20 protein-coding genes, 1 tRNA gene and 1 pseudogene are annotated in these 17765 nt (G+C 68.4%); 4 read left to right on the top strand and 18 right to left on the bottom strand.

The annotated features are described in order from the left end of the window. Positions 1-231: 231 nt before the first annotated feature. Positions 232-313: transfer RNA gene (locus ACP4E5_RS20250), tRNA-Tyr, on the top strand. A 155-nt stretch (positions 314-468) separates the two neighbouring features. Here ACP4E5_RS20250 and ACP4E5_RS20245 read toward each other — a convergent pair. The 16 genes and pseudogenes from ACP4E5_RS20245 to ACP4E5_RS20170 all read right to left on the bottom strand — a co-directional run bounded on the left by ACP4E5_RS20245 (position 469) and on the right by ACP4E5_RS20170 (position 12431). Beyond that, positions 469-1878, bottom strand: coding sequence for a tyrosine-type recombinase/integrase (locus tag ACP4E5_RS20245; RefSeq protein ID WP_425830667.1), 1410 nt, complete (start codon positions 1876-1878; stop codon positions 469-471). Continuing rightward, the gene (locus ACP4E5_RS20240; RefSeq protein WP_393399683.1) at positions 1830-2033 is read right to left on the bottom strand and encodes a helix-turn-helix transcriptional regulator; all 204 of its coding nucleotides are present in this window, start codon (positions 2031-2033) and stop codon (positions 1830-1832) included. The genes ACP4E5_RS20245 and ACP4E5_RS20240 overlap by 49 nt, the downstream gene beginning before the upstream one ends. Before the next feature lie 340 nt (positions 2034-2373). Continuing rightward, a complete protein-coding gene (locus ACP4E5_RS20235) occupies positions 2374-4362 on the bottom strand; it encodes a YfjI family protein (RefSeq protein WP_425830665.1) in 1989 nt (662 codons plus the stop codon). A gap of 86 nt (positions 4363-4448) precedes the next feature. Beyond that, positions 4449-4829, bottom strand: coding sequence for a hypothetical protein (locus tag ACP4E5_RS20230; RefSeq protein WP_425830663.1), 381 nt, complete (start codon positions 4827-4829; stop codon positions 4449-4451). Beyond that, positions 4826-5089, bottom strand: a complete 264-nt coding sequence (locus ACP4E5_RS20225; protein ID WP_425830661.1) for a hypothetical protein — start codon at positions 5087-5089, stop codon at positions 4826-4828. Before ACP4E5_RS20225 ends, ACP4E5_RS20230 begins: the two co-directional genes overlap by 4 nt. After that, entirely contained in the window at positions 5086-5286 is a 201-nt protein-coding gene (locus ACP4E5_RS20220; RefSeq protein WP_425830659.1) for a hypothetical protein, read from the bottom strand. Before ACP4E5_RS20220 ends, ACP4E5_RS20225 begins: the two co-directional genes overlap by 4 nt. A 14-nt stretch (positions 5287-5300) precedes the next feature. Then, a complete protein-coding gene (locus ACP4E5_RS20215; protein WP_425830657.1) occupies positions 5301-5489 on the bottom strand; it encodes a hypothetical protein in 189 nt (62 codons plus the stop codon). Positions 5490-5524: 35 nt separating this feature from the next. Then, entirely contained in the window at positions 5525-5776 is a 252-nt protein-coding gene (locus ACP4E5_RS20210) for a hypothetical protein (RefSeq protein ID WP_425830656.1), read from the bottom strand. 142 nt (positions 5777-5918) lie between these two features. Then, positions 5919-8114 (bottom strand): cell division protein FtsK, encoded by a 2196-nt coding sequence (locus ACP4E5_RS20205; protein ID WP_425830654.1) that lies wholly within the window; start codon positions 8112-8114, stop codon positions 5919-5921. Positions 8115-8265: 151 nt separating this feature from the next. Then, a complete protein-coding gene (locus tag ACP4E5_RS20200) occupies positions 8266-8598 on the bottom strand; it encodes a hypothetical protein (protein ID WP_425830652.1) in 333 nt (110 codons plus the stop codon). Next, positions 8595-8759 carry a hypothetical protein gene (locus tag ACP4E5_RS20195; protein WP_425842185.1) on the bottom strand — a complete coding sequence of 55 codons (165 nt, stop codon included), beginning with the start codon at positions 8757-8759 and terminating at the stop codon, positions 8595-8597. The genes ACP4E5_RS20200 and ACP4E5_RS20195 overlap by 4 nt, the downstream gene beginning before the upstream one ends. A gap of 459 nt (positions 8760-9218) precedes the next feature. After that, positions 9219-9692 (bottom strand): annotated as a pseudogene (locus ACP4E5_RS20190) (DNA cytosine methyltransferase); the annotation flags it as partial. Then, positions 9692-10699: a DUF2637 domain-containing protein gene (locus tag ACP4E5_RS20185; protein ID WP_425830650.1), complete on the bottom strand. Its 1008-nt coding sequence runs from the start codon at positions 10697-10699 to the stop codon at positions 9692-9694. The pseudogene ACP4E5_RS20190 and the gene ACP4E5_RS20185, both read right to left, overlap by 1 nt. An 11-nt stretch (positions 10700-10710) precedes the next feature. After that, positions 10711-11001 carry a hypothetical protein gene (locus ACP4E5_RS20180; RefSeq protein ID WP_425830648.1) on the bottom strand — a complete coding sequence of 97 codons (291 nt, stop codon included), beginning with the start codon at positions 10999-11001 and terminating at the stop codon, positions 10711-10713. A 159-nt stretch (positions 11002-11160) separates the two neighbouring features. Then, complete coding sequence (locus ACP4E5_RS20175; RefSeq protein ID WP_425830646.1) at positions 11161-11559, bottom strand: DUF3307 domain-containing protein; 399 nt, start codon at positions 11557-11559, stop codon at positions 11161-11163. Between the two features lie 50 nt (positions 11560-11609). Continuing rightward, positions 11610-12431: a DUF4097 family beta strand repeat-containing protein gene (locus tag ACP4E5_RS20170; protein WP_425830644.1), complete on the bottom strand. Its 822-nt coding sequence runs from the start codon at positions 12429-12431 to the stop codon at positions 11610-11612. Positions 12432-12888: 457 nt separating this feature from the next. On the opposite strand from ACP4E5_RS20170, the gene ACP4E5_RS20165 reads away from it, so the two are divergent. From ACP4E5_RS20165 to ACP4E5_RS20155, 3 genes are all read left to right on the top strand, one after another. Then, the gene (locus tag ACP4E5_RS20165; protein ID WP_425830642.1) at positions 12889-13272 is read left to right on the top strand and encodes a GntR family transcriptional regulator; all 384 of its coding nucleotides are present in this window, start codon (positions 12889-12891) and stop codon (positions 13270-13272) included. A 127-nt stretch (positions 13273-13399) separates the two neighbouring features. Beyond that, positions 13400-14584 carry an NsdA family TPR-like regulatory protein gene (locus tag ACP4E5_RS20160; RefSeq protein ID WP_425830640.1) on the top strand — a complete coding sequence of 395 codons (1185 nt, stop codon included), beginning with the start codon at positions 13400-13402 and terminating at the stop codon, positions 14582-14584. An 18-nt stretch (positions 14585-14602) separates the two neighbouring features. Continuing rightward, entirely contained in the window at positions 14603-15313 is a 711-nt protein-coding gene (locus tag ACP4E5_RS20155) for a creatininase family protein (RefSeq protein WP_425830638.1), read from the top strand. A 547-nt stretch (positions 15314-15860) separates the two neighbouring features. Here the strand turns inward: ACP4E5_RS20155 and ACP4E5_RS20150 are convergent. After that, complete coding sequence (locus tag ACP4E5_RS20150; RefSeq protein WP_425830636.1) at positions 15861-16358, bottom strand: ComF family protein; 498 nt, start codon at positions 16356-16358, stop codon at positions 15861-15863. Between the two features lie 402 nt (positions 16359-16760). Beyond that, positions 16761-17714 carry a DNA-processing protein DprA gene (locus ACP4E5_RS20145; protein ID WP_425830635.1) on the bottom strand — a complete coding sequence of 318 codons (954 nt, stop codon included), beginning with the start codon at positions 17712-17714 and terminating at the stop codon, positions 16761-16763. Between the last annotated feature and the right edge of the window lie 51 nt (positions 17715-17765).

Below are 17765 nucleotides of genomic sequence, written 5' to 3'. Positions count from 1 at the left end.
TGTATCGGGGGTGGATCGGGTACTGGTCGGCTTCCGAACGGGGTCTGCTCGGGTTCCGACCGGGTTCTGCTCGGGCTGGGCGCCGGGGAGGCCCGCCGAGAGCAGCCTAGCCACCGTGCCGCGCCCGGCCGCCGATCAATCGGGTGGCGAAGCACCCCTGTGCATCAGGTATTGTTTACGTCGTTGCCAGCGAGCACCGCCGCAAGGCGGGGCCCGAGGCAGCGAACCCAAGGCGGTGTGCCCGAGCGGCCAAAGGGAGCAGACTGTAAATCTGCCGGCTCAGCCTTCCCAGGTTCGAATCCTGGCGCCGCCACTTGGAAGCAAAAAGGCCCCTGGCCTGCTGAAACAGCAGGCCAGGGGCCTTTTTGATGTGTGCTCCGGGCGGGGCTGGACTGTCTCACTCTCTCTCGGTTTCGAACGCTCCGTCTCAGAGTGTGTGGACGGGGCGTGGACGGGATTCTCGGGGCCTCAGCCTCGCCCGTTCAGCCGAGCGGAGATCTTGGCGTTCGCGGCCTCGTCTCCGTCGCTGAGGAACTTCGCGTACACGCGGAAGAGCACCGCGACGCTGTGCCCCGCCCGCTTGGCCACGAGCTGAGGTTCCACGCCGGAGCTGAGCCACGTGGAGACCGCAGCGTGACGAAGGTCATAAGGGCGCTTCGCGAGTGTCGAGGCTCGCTGAGCAGGCGTGAGAGCCCGCCTGCGGGCCTCTGCCCAGACCTCCCCGTACCCGGTGTCCTGGATCAGGCCGCCGCGGCTCGTACGGAACAGGCGACCATCGGGCGCGGTGCCGTATGCCGTGATGTGCCAGCGCAGTAGCGCGACCAACTCCGGTGGGATGGGGACGGCTCGCATCGCCTTTCGCGGGCGGTGCTTCAGGCCCCGCTTGTCGTGAGCCTCGCCACTGTCCGTCCACGCCGACCCTGAACGCGGGCGGGTTTCCCGCAACCGCAGTGCTCCCCAGCCTCGGCGCGGAAGTTCGCAGTCCTGCTCTCGCAGGCCGATGACTTCGGCTGGCCGCGCCGCCCCGTAGTAGATGCACCCGAAGAACGCCACGAGTCGGCGACCCCGAGGACTCTGCTCGCGCACGGCCGTCAGGAGCGCCGCACCCTGCTCGGGGTCCGGCACGCATTCCGGGTCCACCTCCTCTTCGACCTGCTCCGGCAATTTCCACCGGACTTGGGGGAGCGGGTTGTCGTTCAGAAGCCCGGCGTCGACCGCATAGACGAGCGCGTTGTGGAAGATCGCGCGCTTACGGCGGATGGAGGAAGCCGCGGCGGTCGTGCCGTCCAACTTCTTTGTGAGAGCGTCAAGCGCTTCGCGTACCCGCATCCGGTCAGCAAGGGCCGAAGTGGGGAGGGACTTTCGCTCGAACCAGGCGAGCGTCTTAGCGACATCCGCCGGCGGTTCCTGGTCCCATCGGTTCTTGTTGAACGCCCAGCTATAGAGCGCCGTGCGAACGGCGTGAACGTCGGGCATTCCCCGCGTGTCCTTGACCAGCGCGGGCGTCACGCTCGCCATCGCTTCGGCGAGCGTCCGCCGTGTGGAGCCGGGGGCGTGGGTCCACTTCATCTCGATGTATCGGCGGGCGTGCTCGTACCAAGTGACGTCCCTTTCCTTTGCAACCAACGACTTAGGCATTCCGCTGCTCACCTCGAACGGTTCGCCCTCACGAGCCGCCGTGATGAGCTGGGCACGTCGGCTCTCTGCGAGGCCGAGAGTCATGAACGACTCCGAGTGCGCCTTGGTGCCGACCTTCCAACGGAGCTGGAACGGCTTCCGATAGTCGCGCTTTCGGATCGCCCACACCCGCACGGTGTAGCTCCACTCCACTACGCAGCCTCCATCGTGTTGAGAAAGTCGTCCAAGTCGCTGCGCCATACGCGCAGATGTCCGTTCGGGAGGCGGTGGGCCTCGGGGCCCAAGCCGCGATTGCGCCAGCGGTACCAGGCGGCACGACTGATACCGATCTCGTCCAAGACCACGCTCAGGGGGAGGAGTTCGTCGGCGGACTTGCGCTTGCGGGGCGTCGTCATACGCGGGTCTCCTCTGCGAACTCGGGGCCCTGCGAAGGGAGGGCCAGCGCCGCAGAAACCGCAGAATCCGCAAAAAGGTGGGTGCGGGCGGTCTGACCTGCGGCGTCGGGGGTGTGGGGGTGGTTGCCGCAAAAATCGTGGGAATCGCCGCAGAAATAGGCGGCGGGGCCGGGCCGGTGCTGGGGCCCGGCGGCGGTGCTGATTTGTGCGGCGGTTTCGCGGGTTTCTGCGGCGGTGGGCCGCGCGGGGCGTCGCCGCAGGTGGGTGGGGGTGGATCGGGGTTTCTGCGGATTCTGCGGTTTCTGCGGCGGGACTCCCGTGCGGGAGTGGGCGCGCGGTCTCATGCCTTGGCCTCCCGCACGGTGGGGTGGATGACGTAGCGCGGGGCCGGCGGGCGCCCGCGCTTGCCCGTGCGGGGCGGGGTCTCGCTGCGCAGGTAGCCGTGCTCCTCCAGCAGCGCGACGGTGGGCTCCAGGTCGGCGACGGTGGGGAACTCGGAGCGGGAGACCTTGGCGAACAGGTCGCGGCGGGTCACGCTCTCCCACCCGTTGTCCTCGATGACCGACAGCAGACTGCGGGCGCGGGCGAGGGTGGCGTCGGCGCCCATGAGGTCGAAGACGGTCAGGGCGTGGGCGGCGAAGTAGTCGCCCAGCTCAACGGCGGCGCTCATGGTGTCGGCGCTGATCGGCTTGGTGTAGCCGGTCTCCAGGTGCTCGCCCAGGTGCAGCAGGCCCGCGATCCGGGCGGTGGCGCCCACGAGCTTGCTCGCCCACTCGGTGACGTGCCCCAACCTGCCGCCACGGGCGCGAAGCTGCGGCTCCACGCGCTCGTTGTACGCGCCCAGCACCGCGTCAGCCTCGGGGGTGAGACGCAGGATGGCGGGGTCCGTCCACTCGGCGAGCGAAAGCGTGAGCCCGGTGACGGTGCGCTCGTAGCGCTCGGCGACGTGCTCGGATACCTGGTCGGGGTTGGCCTTGCGGTAGCCGACCAGGGACTCCGGGAGCGCGTACAGGAAGCGCGCGAGCAGCCCGCGGCCGTCCATCACGCGGTTCTGCCCGATGTCCTTGAGCACGGAGGGCTGCACCGCCAACCCCATGGTCAGGGCCGGGGATTCGATGCTCTCGGCGCGGGTGCGCCGGTCCACGCGCAGCCAGTCCCCGGCGTGGCCCTTGAGGAAGACCTCCATGTTGGGGGTGCCGGAGTAGCGGCCCGCGATGATGTCGAAGATGCCGCCCTCGGCGGACATCACCGAGAGCCGTCCGCCCTGCTCGCTCATGAGCGTGGTGACGGTCTCCGGGGTGGAGTCGTCGGCCAACAGGCGAGGCGAGACGGGGACTTCGGCGCTGTCGGCGGCCTGTGCGAGCGCGATGGCCTCGGCGGTGAGCCCGTCGCGCTCCGCGCCCTCGGCCTTGGCGGCCTGCGTGGCGGCCTTGTCGGCGGCCTCGCGGGCCATCTTTGCGGTCACCTCGGCCTCGGCGATGCGCCCGGCGGCCGAGGACGCGAGCAGCTTCTCGGCGGCCCGCAGCGGGGATGTGAGGGCGGAGAAGACGGCGGACTTGCGGTTGCCGGGCGGGAGCGCGACGACGGTGAACAGGTTCGTGGGCTCGCGCCAACGGCCGCGCAGCTGCACGATGACGCGCCCGCCGGCCGCCGTGGCGAGCACGGCGAGCGCGAGCGTCCCGGCGAGGTCGGCGGGGGTCTGCGTCTCCTCGGCCACGGCGTCCACGAACTCCCGCAGCCAGGTGGGCAGGACGTGGCTGGGGAAGGGCGGAAGCTGCGGCTGTGTGGTGAGCGGGATGGGCTCGCCCCACGTGCCCGGCAGGCTCTCCGCGCTCGCCGCGAGGGCCTCGCGCAGGTCCTCCGGGGTGGCGTCCGGGGTCATCCCGGCCTGGACGAGCCGGGTGCCTGCCTCGATGCTGCGGCGGCGCTGTGCGTGGCCGTGCACGATCTCCGCGTAGTAGGCGGCGTTCGAGGCGGAGGGCACGGCGCCCACGAGGGTGTGGAGGTAGGGCCGGCCGCCGATGCGGGGTAGGTCGCCGGTCTGTTCGAGGTGGTGCCCGAGCGTGATCGGGTCGACGGCGTGGCCCTGGCCGTGCAGGTCGAGGATCGCGCGGTGGATGGTCTCGTGGGCGGGCCGGTAGTGGTCGGCGGGCTCCATGAGCGCGGACACTTCGGCGATGACGTCCGGGGCGAGCATGAGGGCGCCGACGACGGCCTGTTCGGCCTCCACGTCGTTGGGCGGGGTGAGCGTGAAGTCGTCGGAGGCGGCGGTGCGGTCACGCATCGGCAGCACGCGGGCGTGCTGTCCGTGCGCGGGCTCAGGTGTCATGCTGGGACCTCTCCTTATTCCGTTGGAGGGATGGGAGAAACCGGGCGGGCGCGGTCTTGTGGTGAGAGGCGCCCGCCCGGGCGTATCTACAGCTCGTCGGTGTCAGGCACCGGGCCGGACCAGCCGAGCGGGGAAAGCGCGTTGTGAGCGCGGTCGAGTTGCTCGGCGAGTGTCTGGGCGATGAGTGCTGCGGAGCCGAGCGCGGAACGGGTTTCCGCGACGTGCTCGTCGGGGCTTCGGTAGTCGGCCGTGACGTTCCCGGCCTTGCCCAGCCGATCCATGAAGGTGGAGAGCTGATCGAAGCTCTGCGGAAGGCGCTGGGTGAGCATCTTGAGTGAGGCGACCACGTCGTACGCGTCGCTCGGGTAGGTCAACTCGCCCTTGATGAGCTGGGTGGCGTGGTTGAGGCTGCGGACCGCTTCAGCGGCCTGATCCGCCAGTGCGGCGGGGGTGGGGTGCGTGGTCATGCGACGTTCTCCTCAACGGTGTTCGGGACGGGGCGGGTTCGGTGCTGGGGGAAGGCGATGACGGCCGCGCCGGGCTCGCTGTCCTCGGCCTGCGGGGCGGGGTGCGGCTCGCCGGGGCCTCCCGGCGTCGTGGTGGGTGTCAGGGCGGCGGCGAGGGTGTTGTCGGCGCGGCGGGCGCGGGCGTGGCCGGTGAAGGTGATCGCTGCGAACAGGGCGGCCGGGGTGGCGAGCGTGGCGGCGGCGAGGAGGTCGGCGTTCATGACCGCTCCTGCTCGACGACGTCCAGGAGTTCGGGCAGCGTGCCGCCGAGGACGGCGAGCCGGTCGCGGATCGCGGCCCAGGACGTGGTGTCGATGCTCATGAGTGCGGCGATGGTGGCGGGTACGTCGCCGCGGGCGTGCGCTTCCAGCGCGGCGCGCAATTCGCCGGCGGCCATCAGGGTCGGGTGCTGGGACATGCTGTCGGTCCTCCTCACAGTTGCTGGAACGCGTCGATGACGGCGGTGGTGAGTTGGTTGATGGGTCCGGCCGCGCCGGTGGAGGCGAGGAAGAAGCCGAAGGCGGCGGCGATGAACGCGCTGCCGTAGCCGAGCGTGTGACTGCGGAGCAGGAGGAAGAGGACCAGGCCGAACAGGGCGACCAGGGAGACGGTCAGCGCCATGTCGGGGCTCCTTTCGAGGTGTTGAGGGCGCGGTGTCAGCGGGTGCCGTCGTGGTGGATGCCGAGCCAGAGGTTGTAGAGGTGGCGTCCGAGGCGGATGCGCTTGCCGGTGGCCTTGCAGTGGCGGCAGTCCTTGCCGCGCTTCATGCGGCCTTTGCGGTCGGTCTTGATGTCGTGGCCCATGCCGTCGCAGCGCGGGCAGTCACGGAACGGGACCGCCGCACACGCCGCGATGTAACACAAAGTGATGACGGCTATGGAGGCGATAGCGAGCAGGGTGGCACTCATGACAGGGCCCTCCCAGGCGGTTTCCAGGGGTTTTCGCAGGTGGGCCGCTATCCGCTAGCGGCCTGATCAGGGCAGGTTTGGGGCGCTAGCGGGGCCGCTAACGTTAGCGGGGGTTGCCGCTAGCGCTAGCGGCCCCGGACCGTCAGGACGCGTCCCGCTTTCCGTCACGCTCCGCAATCGCGGTGGTGATGTGGGAGCGGTCGATGCCGCGCCGGTTGACGACCTTGCCGTCCACGCGGCGGCCCACCTGGATGGTGGTGATGCCGTGCGGCTTGAGCGCGGCGGCGAGCGCGTCGGGCTCCCAGCCGTCGTAGACCTCCGGCCGCAGCTCCGCCAGCCGCGCGACGACCGTCTCGGACCACGCCTTGGCCTCCTTGGCGGGGACCACGGCGAGGATGTCGGCGAGCAGGTCGTAGTTGCTCGCGACCATCTCCGGCTCCTCGCCGAGCGCGTAGCCGGAGAGCAGGCCGGCCTTTTCGCGGGCGGCGCGGGCGCGGGCGGCGATGCGTTCGGCGCCGGGGGCGTCGACGAACACGGAGCGCACGATGCGGGCGTCCGAGCCCTCGCCGACCAGGTAGTGAATGCCCTTGTCGGCCCAGGCGAACATGGTCGCCCGCACTCCGCGCTTGTAGGCGGAGGTGCCCAGCACCATGTCGTTCTCCAGCTGGCCCATGACCTTCAGGCACAGTCGCAGCGACGCGTTCGCGGAGATGCCGGTGGGCAGCGCCTTGGCGTCGGGACGCTGCGTGGCCAGCAGGACCACGATCCCGGTGGCCGGGCCGCGCTTGACCATGTCGGTGAAGATCTCCTCGAACTCCTTGCCGTGCTCGGGGTGCTCGAAGAGGACCTGGCACTCGTCCACGCCGAAGATGATCGGGTGCAGGCCGAGCGAGGGCTTGGAGGCGAGTTCGCTGGTCACCTTGGACTCCGGGCAGATGTCGCGCGGCAACGCCCGGATCGCCTTGGTGCGGCGGCGCAGCTCCTCGCGGACCGCGCGGGCATCGTGCAGCACGTAGAGGATGGCTTCGTCGTCGTCTCCTGCCGCGTGGCGGTGGGAGACGGCGTTGCCGACCGGATCGAGGTCGCCGGTGCCCTTCATGTCGTACGTGTGCAGCTCCGCTCGCTGATCCAGTGCCGCGATCAGCAGGAGCAGGCGCAGGAGGAACGTCTTGCCCATGCGCGGGATGGCGCCGATGATCCCCGCGATGTACATCAGGGTCAGTTCGGTCCAGCGTCCGCGCTGGTCAGTGCCGTAGGCGACCGGCTTGAACAGGTCGACCGTCCCGGACTTGGCCAGCGCCCAAGCAGGCTGCTTGGCACGGGACATGTCCTGATCGCCTACCCACAACACCAGGTGCCCGGTGTGCTCGTCCGGCACCGCCTCCGGCCACACACAGCCCAGCGGGCGCCGCAGACCCGAGGCGAGGCGCTCGCGCTTCTCGATGATGTCCGTGACGGTGACGCCGTAGGGCAGGTTGCCCTCGGCGCGCCAGCCGGGCCCATCCCTGGTGATCGGGGCGGTGAACTCGAACCCGTCCCGGCCCTTGCCCTGCGCCTGGTTGATCGCGGGAATGCCCAGCGAGCCGAGCGCCCGCAGCACGATGTCGCTGGTCAGCTTGGTCGCCTTGGGCAGCTCCACCGCCCGCTGGATGACCGGCTCATCCGCGCGGCGGCCGTTGAAGCCGAGCGCCATGACCAGCGCCGACACGGAGACGGCCTGAAGCCAGGTCGGGGCGAGGACGTACATCGCCAGCGCCGTGCCGAGCCCGACGAACATCGCGAGCACGCTCACCAGCGTGCGGAGTCGGACGCGGCCGTCGCGCTGCCGGGACAGCTTCAGGTACTCGGCAGCGTCCTCGCGCCGCACGGCGGCCAGCCGGACGGGCTCGCCCTCGCGGTCGGCCACCCACCGCATCGTGGAGCCGACGAACTTCGCCGCCCCGGCCGGCGCCTGAATGGTCAAGCGCAGGACATACACCGGGGAACGCAGCGCGTGATACCCGGTCGAATGCAGGTAGTGCCGACCGACCCACGCGGTGGCGGTCTTCAGCTCCGCGATCGAGCGCAGCCAGACCGGGACCACCTCGCGCCGGGTTGCGTTCATCAGGCGGCCCAGATAGCTGGGGCCCGTCGCTCGGGCCGACTGGTCGACCATCACCCGCTCACGCGAGTCGCCTGACTCTGTGTCGCCGGCGTCGGCCGACGAGTCGAGAGCCGGGTCGGTCGACTCGGAACGGGCCGTGCGGGCCTTGTCGAGGTCGACCACGTTGTCGCTGGCCTCGGTGCCCATTTCGGCTTCGAGTCGGTTGAACAGTTCGTTCTCGTCGGGGTGGTTCACTGGGGCTTCCTTCCAGAGATGGAGGGGTGAGTCGGGGCTCGGTCATCGCTTTGGTCGGTGGAGGCCGAGCCCCGACGCGGGAGAACGTACGGCCGCTACGGGCCGGTAACCCGGAAGAATTTTCCGGGCAGAACCCAGCTCCGGGTTCGGGTCACAGAGCGAACAGGTCGCCCTGATCGGTGGGCGGAGCCGTCTGTTTGAGTGCCAGACGGCCCGCGGCGGTGTGGCAGCCCGGGCACCACGCGACCAGCTCCCCGGCGGGCATCGAGGCGGCCGTCACCGGAGAGGCGAGCGGGTCGGCGGGGGCGGCCATCAGGCGCACCCGGTGTCCGTGCTTGCTGGTGTAGCCGTCGTGCTCGTGCGGGCAGCGGCCCTCGCCCTTGGCGTGCGGGTTGCCGCACTGGCCGGTGCACTGGCAGCGGTAGCCGGCCGCGCCGACCACGGTGTTGAAGACGGTGGCGCCGACGATGGGTTGTGACTTCATGCTGCGGCCCTCCCGTGCTGCTCGGGTCGGGCTCGGTCCGCCAGCAGGCGGAGGGCGGTGGCCGCTTGGAGCGGGACCACGCCGTTGCCGAGCGCCTTGAGCTGCTGGGTACGGGGCAGGTCGGGCACGGCGGTGACGTGGCCAGCGGGCAGGCCCATCATCCATTCGACGAACGCGGGACTCAGTCGACCTCGATCGTCAGTTGCCCAGGGGGCACGGCGACCCGTCGCCGCTTCCCACCGCGTGATCGCCGGGGCGTAGCGGCCCCAACGCTGCGGGCCGCGTCCGTCAGCGTCTCCCCGTGCCCCCAGTCCGGGTTCGCTCCGCTGCTGCTCTTGGAGTCCGTCGCGGTCGGCGTCGGCAGCAGTCGAACCACCGCCGACGGCAGGGCCAGATCGCCCTTGCTGCCGCGCTGGTTCGGGCCCCCCTTCCCCCCGTCCGAGGCCCTCGGCGTGGGAAGTAGGGACACAGCCGTTCGCAGGTCCGGGCCGCCTTCCCCGTGTACTCCCGCGCCGTTCGTGTCGGATGTCCGTGGTGTCGGCAGGAGCTGCACCACATTCGGTAGAGCGTCCTCGAACCCCCGGCCCCGAGAGTCCCGGGCCCGTGGCGTCGGAAGCTGTGGCGAGGACGATGAGCCGGCGGCGCTGGTGGGGAGCGTCGACCTCGTCCGCGCGTACAACGCACCACTCAGCATCGAACCCGAGGTCGGCAAGGTCGCAGAGGACAGTGTCGAAGCCGATTCGAAGGTGGTTCGCGACGTTCTCAAAGACCGCGAGGCGGGGTCGAAGAACCCGAAGGGCACGGGCAATGTACGGCCAGAGGTGCCGCTCATCAGCGGTTCCTTTCAGCTCGCCGGCCAGGGAGAACGGCTGGCACGGATAGCCGCCGACCACGATGTCCACGGGCTCGACGTCGCGCCAGTCCACGGCCGTCAGGTCCCCGAGGTTGGGCACCTCGGGATGGTGGTGGGCGAGGATGCGGGCGGCGCCGGGGTCGTTGTCCGCGACCCAGGCGAGCGTGCCGCCGAACACCTCTTGGACGGCCGTGTCCAGGCCGCCGTAACCGGTGCACACCGAGCCGATCCGGAGCCCCATCACGCGGCCAACCGGTCTTCTCGGATGTCCTGCAAGCGGGCACTGACCCAACCCACGGACCAACCCGTCCGGTCCGCGATGGCACGCACGGAGTCACCGGCGGCGTGCCCGTCATGGACTGCGGTGAGCGCGTCGGCCTCGTTCATCTTGTGCACTGTCGTGGTGTTCACCGGGCGCGGTGCGGGAGTCGCCTTGGGGCGTGCGGCGCGTTCACGAGTGGCGGCCGCAGCGCGTTCACGAGCCTCACGTTCACGCTGTTCACGCTCGGCCCGCTCCTGCTGTTCACGGCGCTCACGAGCGGCCCGCTCGCGCTCCTCACGCTGCAGCTCGTACTGGCGCTGCTCGCGCCGTTCCTGCTCCTGCCGTTCCGCCTCTTCACGGCGGAGCCGCTGCTCGTGTTCGCGCTGCTCACGGCGTTCTGCCGCCTCCCGCTCGGCCCGCTGGGCTTCGAGGTGTTCGGCATGCTCGCGCTTCTCGCGCTCGACGCGTTCACGGGCTTCGCGCTCGCGTTCACGCTCATCGCGCGCGGCCTGTTCACGGGCCTGCCGTTCGGAGCGTTCACGCTCGGCCTGCTCTGCTTGTTCACGGGCAATCTCATCGAGCCTGCGGGTGATCGCGCGGCGGTAGGCGAGCCCGGCCTCACCGGTCGCGATGAGCAGGACCGGGGCGGTGAGGTGAACACCCACGCCGACCAGATTGCCGCTGAGCGCGGAGTCGCCGATGTTGAGCGCGACCGTCATCAATCCGGTGAGCCAGCGCAGGATGGCCGGCCACCGTCCGGCGTCTCCTCCGAGCCGGGCGACCGTGGAGTCGAGGCGGATCACGATGACCACGGCGGAGTCGACGACGAGCGGCAGGATCGGTGCCGTCCAGCCCCACCCGTCCGGGGTCACGCGCTCGACGAGCGGCGTGACGGTCAGGACGCTGAAGAGGATCGCGCCGAACGTGATGGTCCAGGTGCCCAGGCTCAGGGTGCGCTCGGCGCCCGCGATCTGCTTGGGCGTCATCGCAGCCACCTTCATGCCGCCGCCTTCCGCACGCGGCGGGAGCGGCGGACGGGCCGCGCGAGCGGCACGACGTTGAACAGGTCCGGGGCGTGCTCCTCGATGGCCTCGGCGGCGATGCGGAGCGCGTCGTCGGGGAAGTGCTGGTTCTCGGCGAGGATGTCGCGGGCCGCGTCCAGGCGGGCCGCGCGCTCCATCTCGCTCTCGCCCTCCACGCCGAGCCAGAGTTCGACCGGGGTGCCGAGGGCGAGTTCAACGAAGTCGGTGCCGTCAACGGCCTGGTGGTCGCCGATGTACGTACGCATGGCGTGCTCCTGAAGTTGGAGGGATGGAGAAGGAACCGGGCCGCTCGCGGTGCCTTGGTGAGAGGCGAGCGGCCCGTCAGCCTCAAGCCGCATGGCGGCGAGGCGGCGCCCCGGCCGGGAGTCGAACCCGGCCTTCGACCATCGGGGCGGTAGAAGCGGTCAGGACAGGCCACTGATGGCCAGCGCGGCGATGACCAGGGCGGTCAGGTGTGCGGTCTGGTCGACGTGGGCGGCGCCGCCGTGCTGGGCGAATCCGGCCTGCCGGGCGAACGCCATCCAGCGGGCCACCGGCCAACGTCGGTCGATGACCGCGTGCGTGGCGCCGATCCAGAGAACGCCGGCCGCCACCGAGATCAGGTTCAGGTCCAGATCGAGCACGGCGGCGCCGATGGCGAGCGCGGCCACGGTGGCCGCGACGTGGGTCAGGGCGTGGGCGAGGTTGGCCCGCCACCCGCAGGCACCCGCCCCGACCTTGTGCCGGGCCTGGTGGTCCGTCTGGAGCGGGTAATCCGACAGCAGGTGAGCGACGTAGAGCAGGACGAACAGCGATGCGAACACGGGGCTTTCTCCCTGGTCTGCGAAGGGGCTGGGCTGTGCTGTGCTGTGGATTAGCTGATGTGGACGTTGCCGCTGGTCACGCGGCGGCGGACGTTCAGGTGACCAGCACCCGTGATGGACGCGTTGCCGGAGGTGACGTCGACCGCGAGGCGACCGGAAGACTGCGGGGTGGCGGCCATCCGGACGTTGCCGGAGGTCATCGTCAGCCGGGCGTCATGGCCGCTGTAGGCGCCGACCGTGAAGTTCCCGGAGGTGAGGTTCGCGGCGAGCGAGCTGGTCACCTCGGCGATCCGGATGCTGCCGGAGGTCATGCCGGCGTCCAGGGTGCCGATCCGCTCGGCGGTGACGGTGCCGGAGTAGCCGTCGTAGTCGAGCCGGGCCAGCTCGCCCGTGACCACGGTGTCGGCGGAGTGCGTGTTGATCTGTGCCTCGGACCGGGCGGGCAGGTAGACGGTCGCCTCGATCGGCGTCGGCCCGGAAGCGTCGCCCGCGCTGTCTGCGGTGACTTCGCGGCCGTTGATGAAGACCCGGCCGCCGCGGTTGCCGGAGACGTAGACGTTGCCGCCCACGAACGAGACGCCGCTGCTGTTCCCGGAGAAGGTCATCGTGTTGCGGCCCACCTGGATGGTGGTCTGGCCCGCGCCGCCGGAGCCCTCGACGTCCGGCACGCGGACCATGACGCGCTGCCCGCTCTGCTCGACGACGGTGTCGCGGATGGCGTCGGCGGACGGGCCCGAGGTGGCCTCGGTGGTCAGGACGATGCGGGCTTGCTTGAGCGTCGGGTCGACGGCGAGGCGGATGCTGCCCGCGTCCATCGTCAGGGCGAGAGCGATCGGGCCGAAGTTGTCCACGGAGATGGTGCGTTCGGTCATGGCCGACTCCTGAAGAGATGTTGGAGGAACGCGCGAAACGCGCGAGAGAGAGCGGCTGCGGCCTTGCTGTGGTGAGAGGCAGCCGCCCAGCACCCCGGAGCGGATTCGATCCGCCGCCATCGCGGCTGGTCCGGGGCTCGCAACGCGGTGCGCTGCGAAGGGATGCGCTTGTTCCGCGCACAGGACAGAACCTGTGCGCGCCCGCCCCTCGGGCTTGTGAGGTGGGGCGGGATTCCCTCAAAGCTCACTGTTGAGTTCTCAAAGATCTGTCGCTTCCTTCGAGCCCGTTTCACGGAGCCCTCCGGGCGTTCATGCAGGTCAATCGGGTCGTGCATGCCAGTTGGTGGCCCTTCCGGACCCCCTGCTGACACGTAACAGCATGTACTAGTACGTGACATCGCGCAAGAGTGCCGCGCAATGAACGTGCTAGGTCGTGCTAGTGGGTACGCTCGGAAGCGTGACGATCGCTGAGGACGACCCCAGACAGCCCTACGAACAGGCAGCCGAGACCCTGCGACGCGAGATCAGGGATGGAGTGATCAAGCCCGGCCACAAGGTCGGGTCCGTGCGGGATTTGGCGGACCGTTTCCACATCTCGCCGACCACCGTGCAGAAGGCTCTCGGAGTCCTTCGCGACGAGGGACTCGTGATGACGACCGGGCGAGGCAGTTATGCTCGAGACCCGAAGCAGGCCGCCGAAGCCAGTGGGGCCGGCGTCAGCCCGGACCTCTCGGAAGTCCTGCGCCAACTCGAACATGTCACCTCCCAGCTCTCGGAACTTCGCGGCCGGGTCGAGAAGCTGGAAGCGAGTCGCACCGGCCGCGCTGACGAGAACAAGTAGGCCCGATTCGACGCCGGTTGACAGTGGACAGGGGTTAACACCCCCTCTGTGTTACCTGTTAACGCCCCACGTCAGCGGTGTTATGGGCACCATGGAGTCCGCTACACCGTCTGACGTTGGGGGAGTCATGGAAACCAAGCTGAAGGCCGCGCGGCGTCACCGCGGCTGGACGCAGGCCGAGTTGATGGACTCGTTGGAGGACGCCGCGGCCCGGCTCGATATCGAACTCCCGTCGCGCTCCAGCTTGAAGACGCAGGTCTCCATGTTCGAGAACGGGCGCCGCACGCCCGGCCCCGACTACCAGAGCCTCTTCTGCGAGGTCTACGAAGCGACGCGCAAGGATCTCGGGTTCGCCCTGGAAACCGCACCGTCGCAGCTCGATGCCTTGCCCAAGCTGCCAAGCCCGCGCGGTCCCGCCCCGACGGCGACGCCGGAGGTCCTCGGCTACCTCAAATCCGTGTTCGTGCAGCACGCCCAGGCGGAGCCGCTGGTCGGGCCCAGGTTCCTTGTGCCGCCGGTACTCAGCCAAGTGCCTCTCATCGAGCAGCTCTGCCGGGACGCCACGGGCCCGATGCGGGGCGACGTCCTCCGCGTCGGACTGCGGTACACGGAGTTCCTGGGGTGGCTCTACCAGGACTCGGGCGACTCTGAAGAGGCGATGTTGTGGACGAACCGGGCCCTCGACTACGCCTACGAACTCGATAACCCGACCTTGAGCGCGTACGTCTTCCAGCGGCGCGCCAACATCGCGACCGAGGCTGGCCGAGCGGGCTATGCCCAGGGCCTGGTAAATGCCGCGCTGAACTACTCGGGTCGGATCCCGACGCAGATCGAGGCTGTCGCCTTACGAGCGCGAGCGAACGCGCACGCCGAACTGGGCAACGCGAGCGAGACCGCGCGAGCACTCGACCAGGCGCGCGTTCTCGCGGACAAGCCCCAAGGGGACGACGACGGCCTCGCGCCGTACGTGTCGGTCGAGTACATCGACATGGAGGCGGCCAACTGTGCCATCGCGCTCAGCCGCCCCGAGGACGCGGTGCGGACCCTGGAGGAAAGCCTCACCCGGTGGCCCGCCCAGCAGCAGCGCGACCGGGGCCTCTGCCTCGCCCGGCTCGCCACGGCGTACGCACAGAATGAAGACCTGGAGGGCGCGGTCCGCGCGGGCATGCAGGCGGTATCTATCGCCCAGGCCACCGGATCGGCGAGGATCTTGGCAGAGTTGACCCGGCTGCAAACGCACCTGGTGCCGTTCAGGAAGCTCGTAGAGATTGCTGAACTCAACCGGGCCGTGGGCAGTATGAAGGCGACCTGACGACACCAGAGGAGAGCTGTGAGCCTGCTTCCCACGATCACAACCACTGACGTCCAGGAACAGGAACCCCGAGTCGCCATCCTGCCGATCGGCTCGTACGAGCAGCACGGCGCCTACCTGCCGCTCGTCACGGACACAGCCATCGCGTGCATCATCGCCCGCGAGATCGCGGCGGCATACCCGGTGCTCCAGCTCCCTCCTGTGTCGATCGCGTGCAGCCACGAGCACGGCACGTGGCCAGGCACGGTGAGCATCAGCGCGCGGACGCTGCACGCCGTGGTCAGCGACATCGCCGCGTCCCTTGAAGCCCAGGGCGTCCGCAAGCTCGTGCTGGTCAACGCCCACGGCGGCAACTACGTGCTCTCGAACATCGTCCAGGAAGCCAACCTCACCGAACCGCGGATGACGCTCTTCCCGCAGGGACGCGAGTGGAACAGGTCCCGCGAGCGTGCCGGCCTCGTGTCCGACGCTCACGGCGACATGCACGCGGGGGAGATCGAGACGTCCATCCTGCTCCACGCGGAGCCGAGCCTCGTGCGTGAGGGATACGAGACTGCCGACCACGACGGCGGCGAGCGGGCGTTCCTCCTGACGCATGGCATGAAGGCATACACAGAGACGGGAGTCATCGGCTTCCCCTCTTACGCGACAGCGGAGAAGGGTAAGGCGGTGCTGGCGAGCCTCGTGGAGGACTTCGCGGCACACATGGGGGCACTGGGGGAGTCTTGAACCCGCGCTGATCAGCCTCTTTTGTCCGCCAAGGCTGCGCGTGCAAGGCGCGTAAAGCGGTCCTGTGCAGACCGGGCTTCCGCGCGGAGAGCGATCAGATCTACGCCCGCAAGCGACTCCAGTTCGGGGTGGGGGTGCTCGGCGTCGTCGCCTACCTCGCGCCAGACAACAGCACCGTTCCATGTGGCAAACGCATCCATGAGGCCTTCGGCAGCCCTCGCGAGGGGCTCGGGCCCTTCCAATTGAGCAGTCGAACTCGCTCTAGCCAGGGCCTCTAGGAGCCCGGTCTCCTTGCGTGGAAAGGGCACCCCTGCCCGGGCAATGGAGGTAGTTCTGGGGCTTAGGTCCCGGAACAAGGCGTGTGCAGCGTCGAGTAGCCCAGCGTAGGAGTCACGCCTCAAGTTCCGTTGCCAGTGAGTACGTTGTGCCCGTTCCTGGGATCGGCCCGTCACCATTGCGGCGAGGATGGCTCCGGCTGCTCCTACGGCAGCGCCCGCAGTTCCCGCGACGGCCCCCACGATCGCGATTCCGGCTGAGTCCATTGGTTCTAACCGGACTGCTGAAAGAAGAAGCCGAACGGATCTTCACGCCCGGTGGCATGTACGGCACATTGGTTCATGTCTAGTTCTCTGTCGCCGAGACTTGCCACGAAATCGCGGGAGTTAGACCAGTCAGCGCGTAACTGTCGACCTAGAGTCAGGCCGACCACCTTGGTGGCTCCCCGCTCCTTCAAAGCGTGGGCAGCACTGCCCATAGTGCCACCGGTCGTGTATGTGTCGTCGAAGAGAAGTATTCGCTTCCCTGATACCTCTGGGCTCGCGGTGAATAAGTCCGTGATTATTCGGCCACGCCTGGTTTCGGCCCTGGAGGCGTGATTCTTTACTAAAACCTCCCTCGTCCACTCGCTCGGGAAGTTTCGCACTCGACTGATGATCTCATCGAGGTGACTCACGCCATTACGGGTCGTATTGTGAGACGGTATTGTGACCTTGAGGTCGAAGGGTCCACCGTACGAGTTTTCTATGCACCGTGCGTGGTATTGCATGAAAGTCCAGAGTAAGGAGCCCAGAGGGAAGCGCAGCCATGCGTCAAGGGGTTCGTTCTTTGCTCGCCAAAGCATGCCTTCGAAGCCATCGCGCAGCGAGTAGCATATTGGTATCAAGCCATCAAGCACATGCGTGAAAGTCGAGCGACAGTCAAGGCAGAACTCGTAAGGGGTTCCGAGGTACCCGATGGGTGTTGGGGTTTTGCATAATGCACAGCAAACGGCAACGTCGGAGTCGATTACCGAAGGTGCTACGTGCTGCTGCTGTAGCCACTGGATCCAGTCCTTGGTGCTCCAACTTGCGTCCCTCGGGCGAATGAAACGGCGGTACGACACCCTCGACCCCCCCTGTGCGGCCTGATCCCCTACGAAAGGCTAAGCGCACATTCGGTCGTTGGGCAATCACTTGGCGTCAAGCAGGAGCTGTGTTGGGGCGCTGGCCGCCTCTGTCGGACGCTCAGGGCCGTCGAGCAGCTCGATCATTTGTTCGACACCCGTCACCATCGTGGCCCGTTGCGCGTCAACCATCTTGTGGGCCCAGGGCTGGCTGTCGACGAGGGATTGCAGTAGTAGGACGCTCCTTCCCTGTTCGGCAGCAATGCGGGCCTGCATTTTCGCGCCAGACGTACCGGACGCCTCGATTACGACACTTCCCAGGCTGATCCCGGAAGTCACGTGGTTCCGGCGGGGGAAGGTGTCGCGACCGGGGGAACGCGTCGGCCAGAACTGGGAAATGAGGAGTCCTGTGTCGGCGATCTCTTCTGCTAGGTCCCAGTTCTCTTTCGGGTAGCACCGCGTGATTCCGGTTCCGATTACCGCGATTGTCCTTCGCCCGAAGTGCAGTGCAGTGCGGTGTGCTTCTGTGTCCACGCCTCGTGCCAGACCAGAAGAGATCGCGAATCCGGCTTCGCTTAGCTCTCGTGAAACCCTGCGTGCCCGCGAGAGGCCGATTTCGCTCGCGTCACGTGTTCCTACGACGGCTACAGAGCGTGCGTCCCCGCTCTGGTCCAGCTTCCCTCGGTAGAAGAGGAACGGAGGGAGATCTGGGACGGTACGCAAGTTCGCGGGGTAATCCGGATCTAGGACAGTCACTAGGCGGGACTCGACCGCGTCTGCCTTCTGTAGCTCATCCTCGACGCGAGGCAGGTGCGTGCTGAGAGGCTGGTCTTGCAGCGCTTGCCGCAGGATAGGTACGGCTTTGCGTGCTGATGCCGAGTCTTCCGGAATGAAGCCTTCGCAGAGGTCATCTAGGTGGCCGTTCAATGCCGCCCGTGCGAGGACTGACCAGTCAACGCTCTTGCCCTCCGTGCGGAGGGAGCACAGGGCTAACAGGCGTAGGTGTGCTTCATCGATCATCGTCTGCTCCTTCTACTCAAAGATCACTGTTCGAAGGATCGATGACTGAAG

This window comes from Streptomyces fractus, from assembly GCF_049844455.1.
In the GTDB taxonomy this organism is placed as follows: Bacteria; Actinomycetota; Actinomycetes; order Streptomycetales; family Streptomycetaceae; genus Streptomyces; species Streptomyces fractus.
This window is presented reverse-complemented; position numbering and strand designations above follow the sequence as displayed.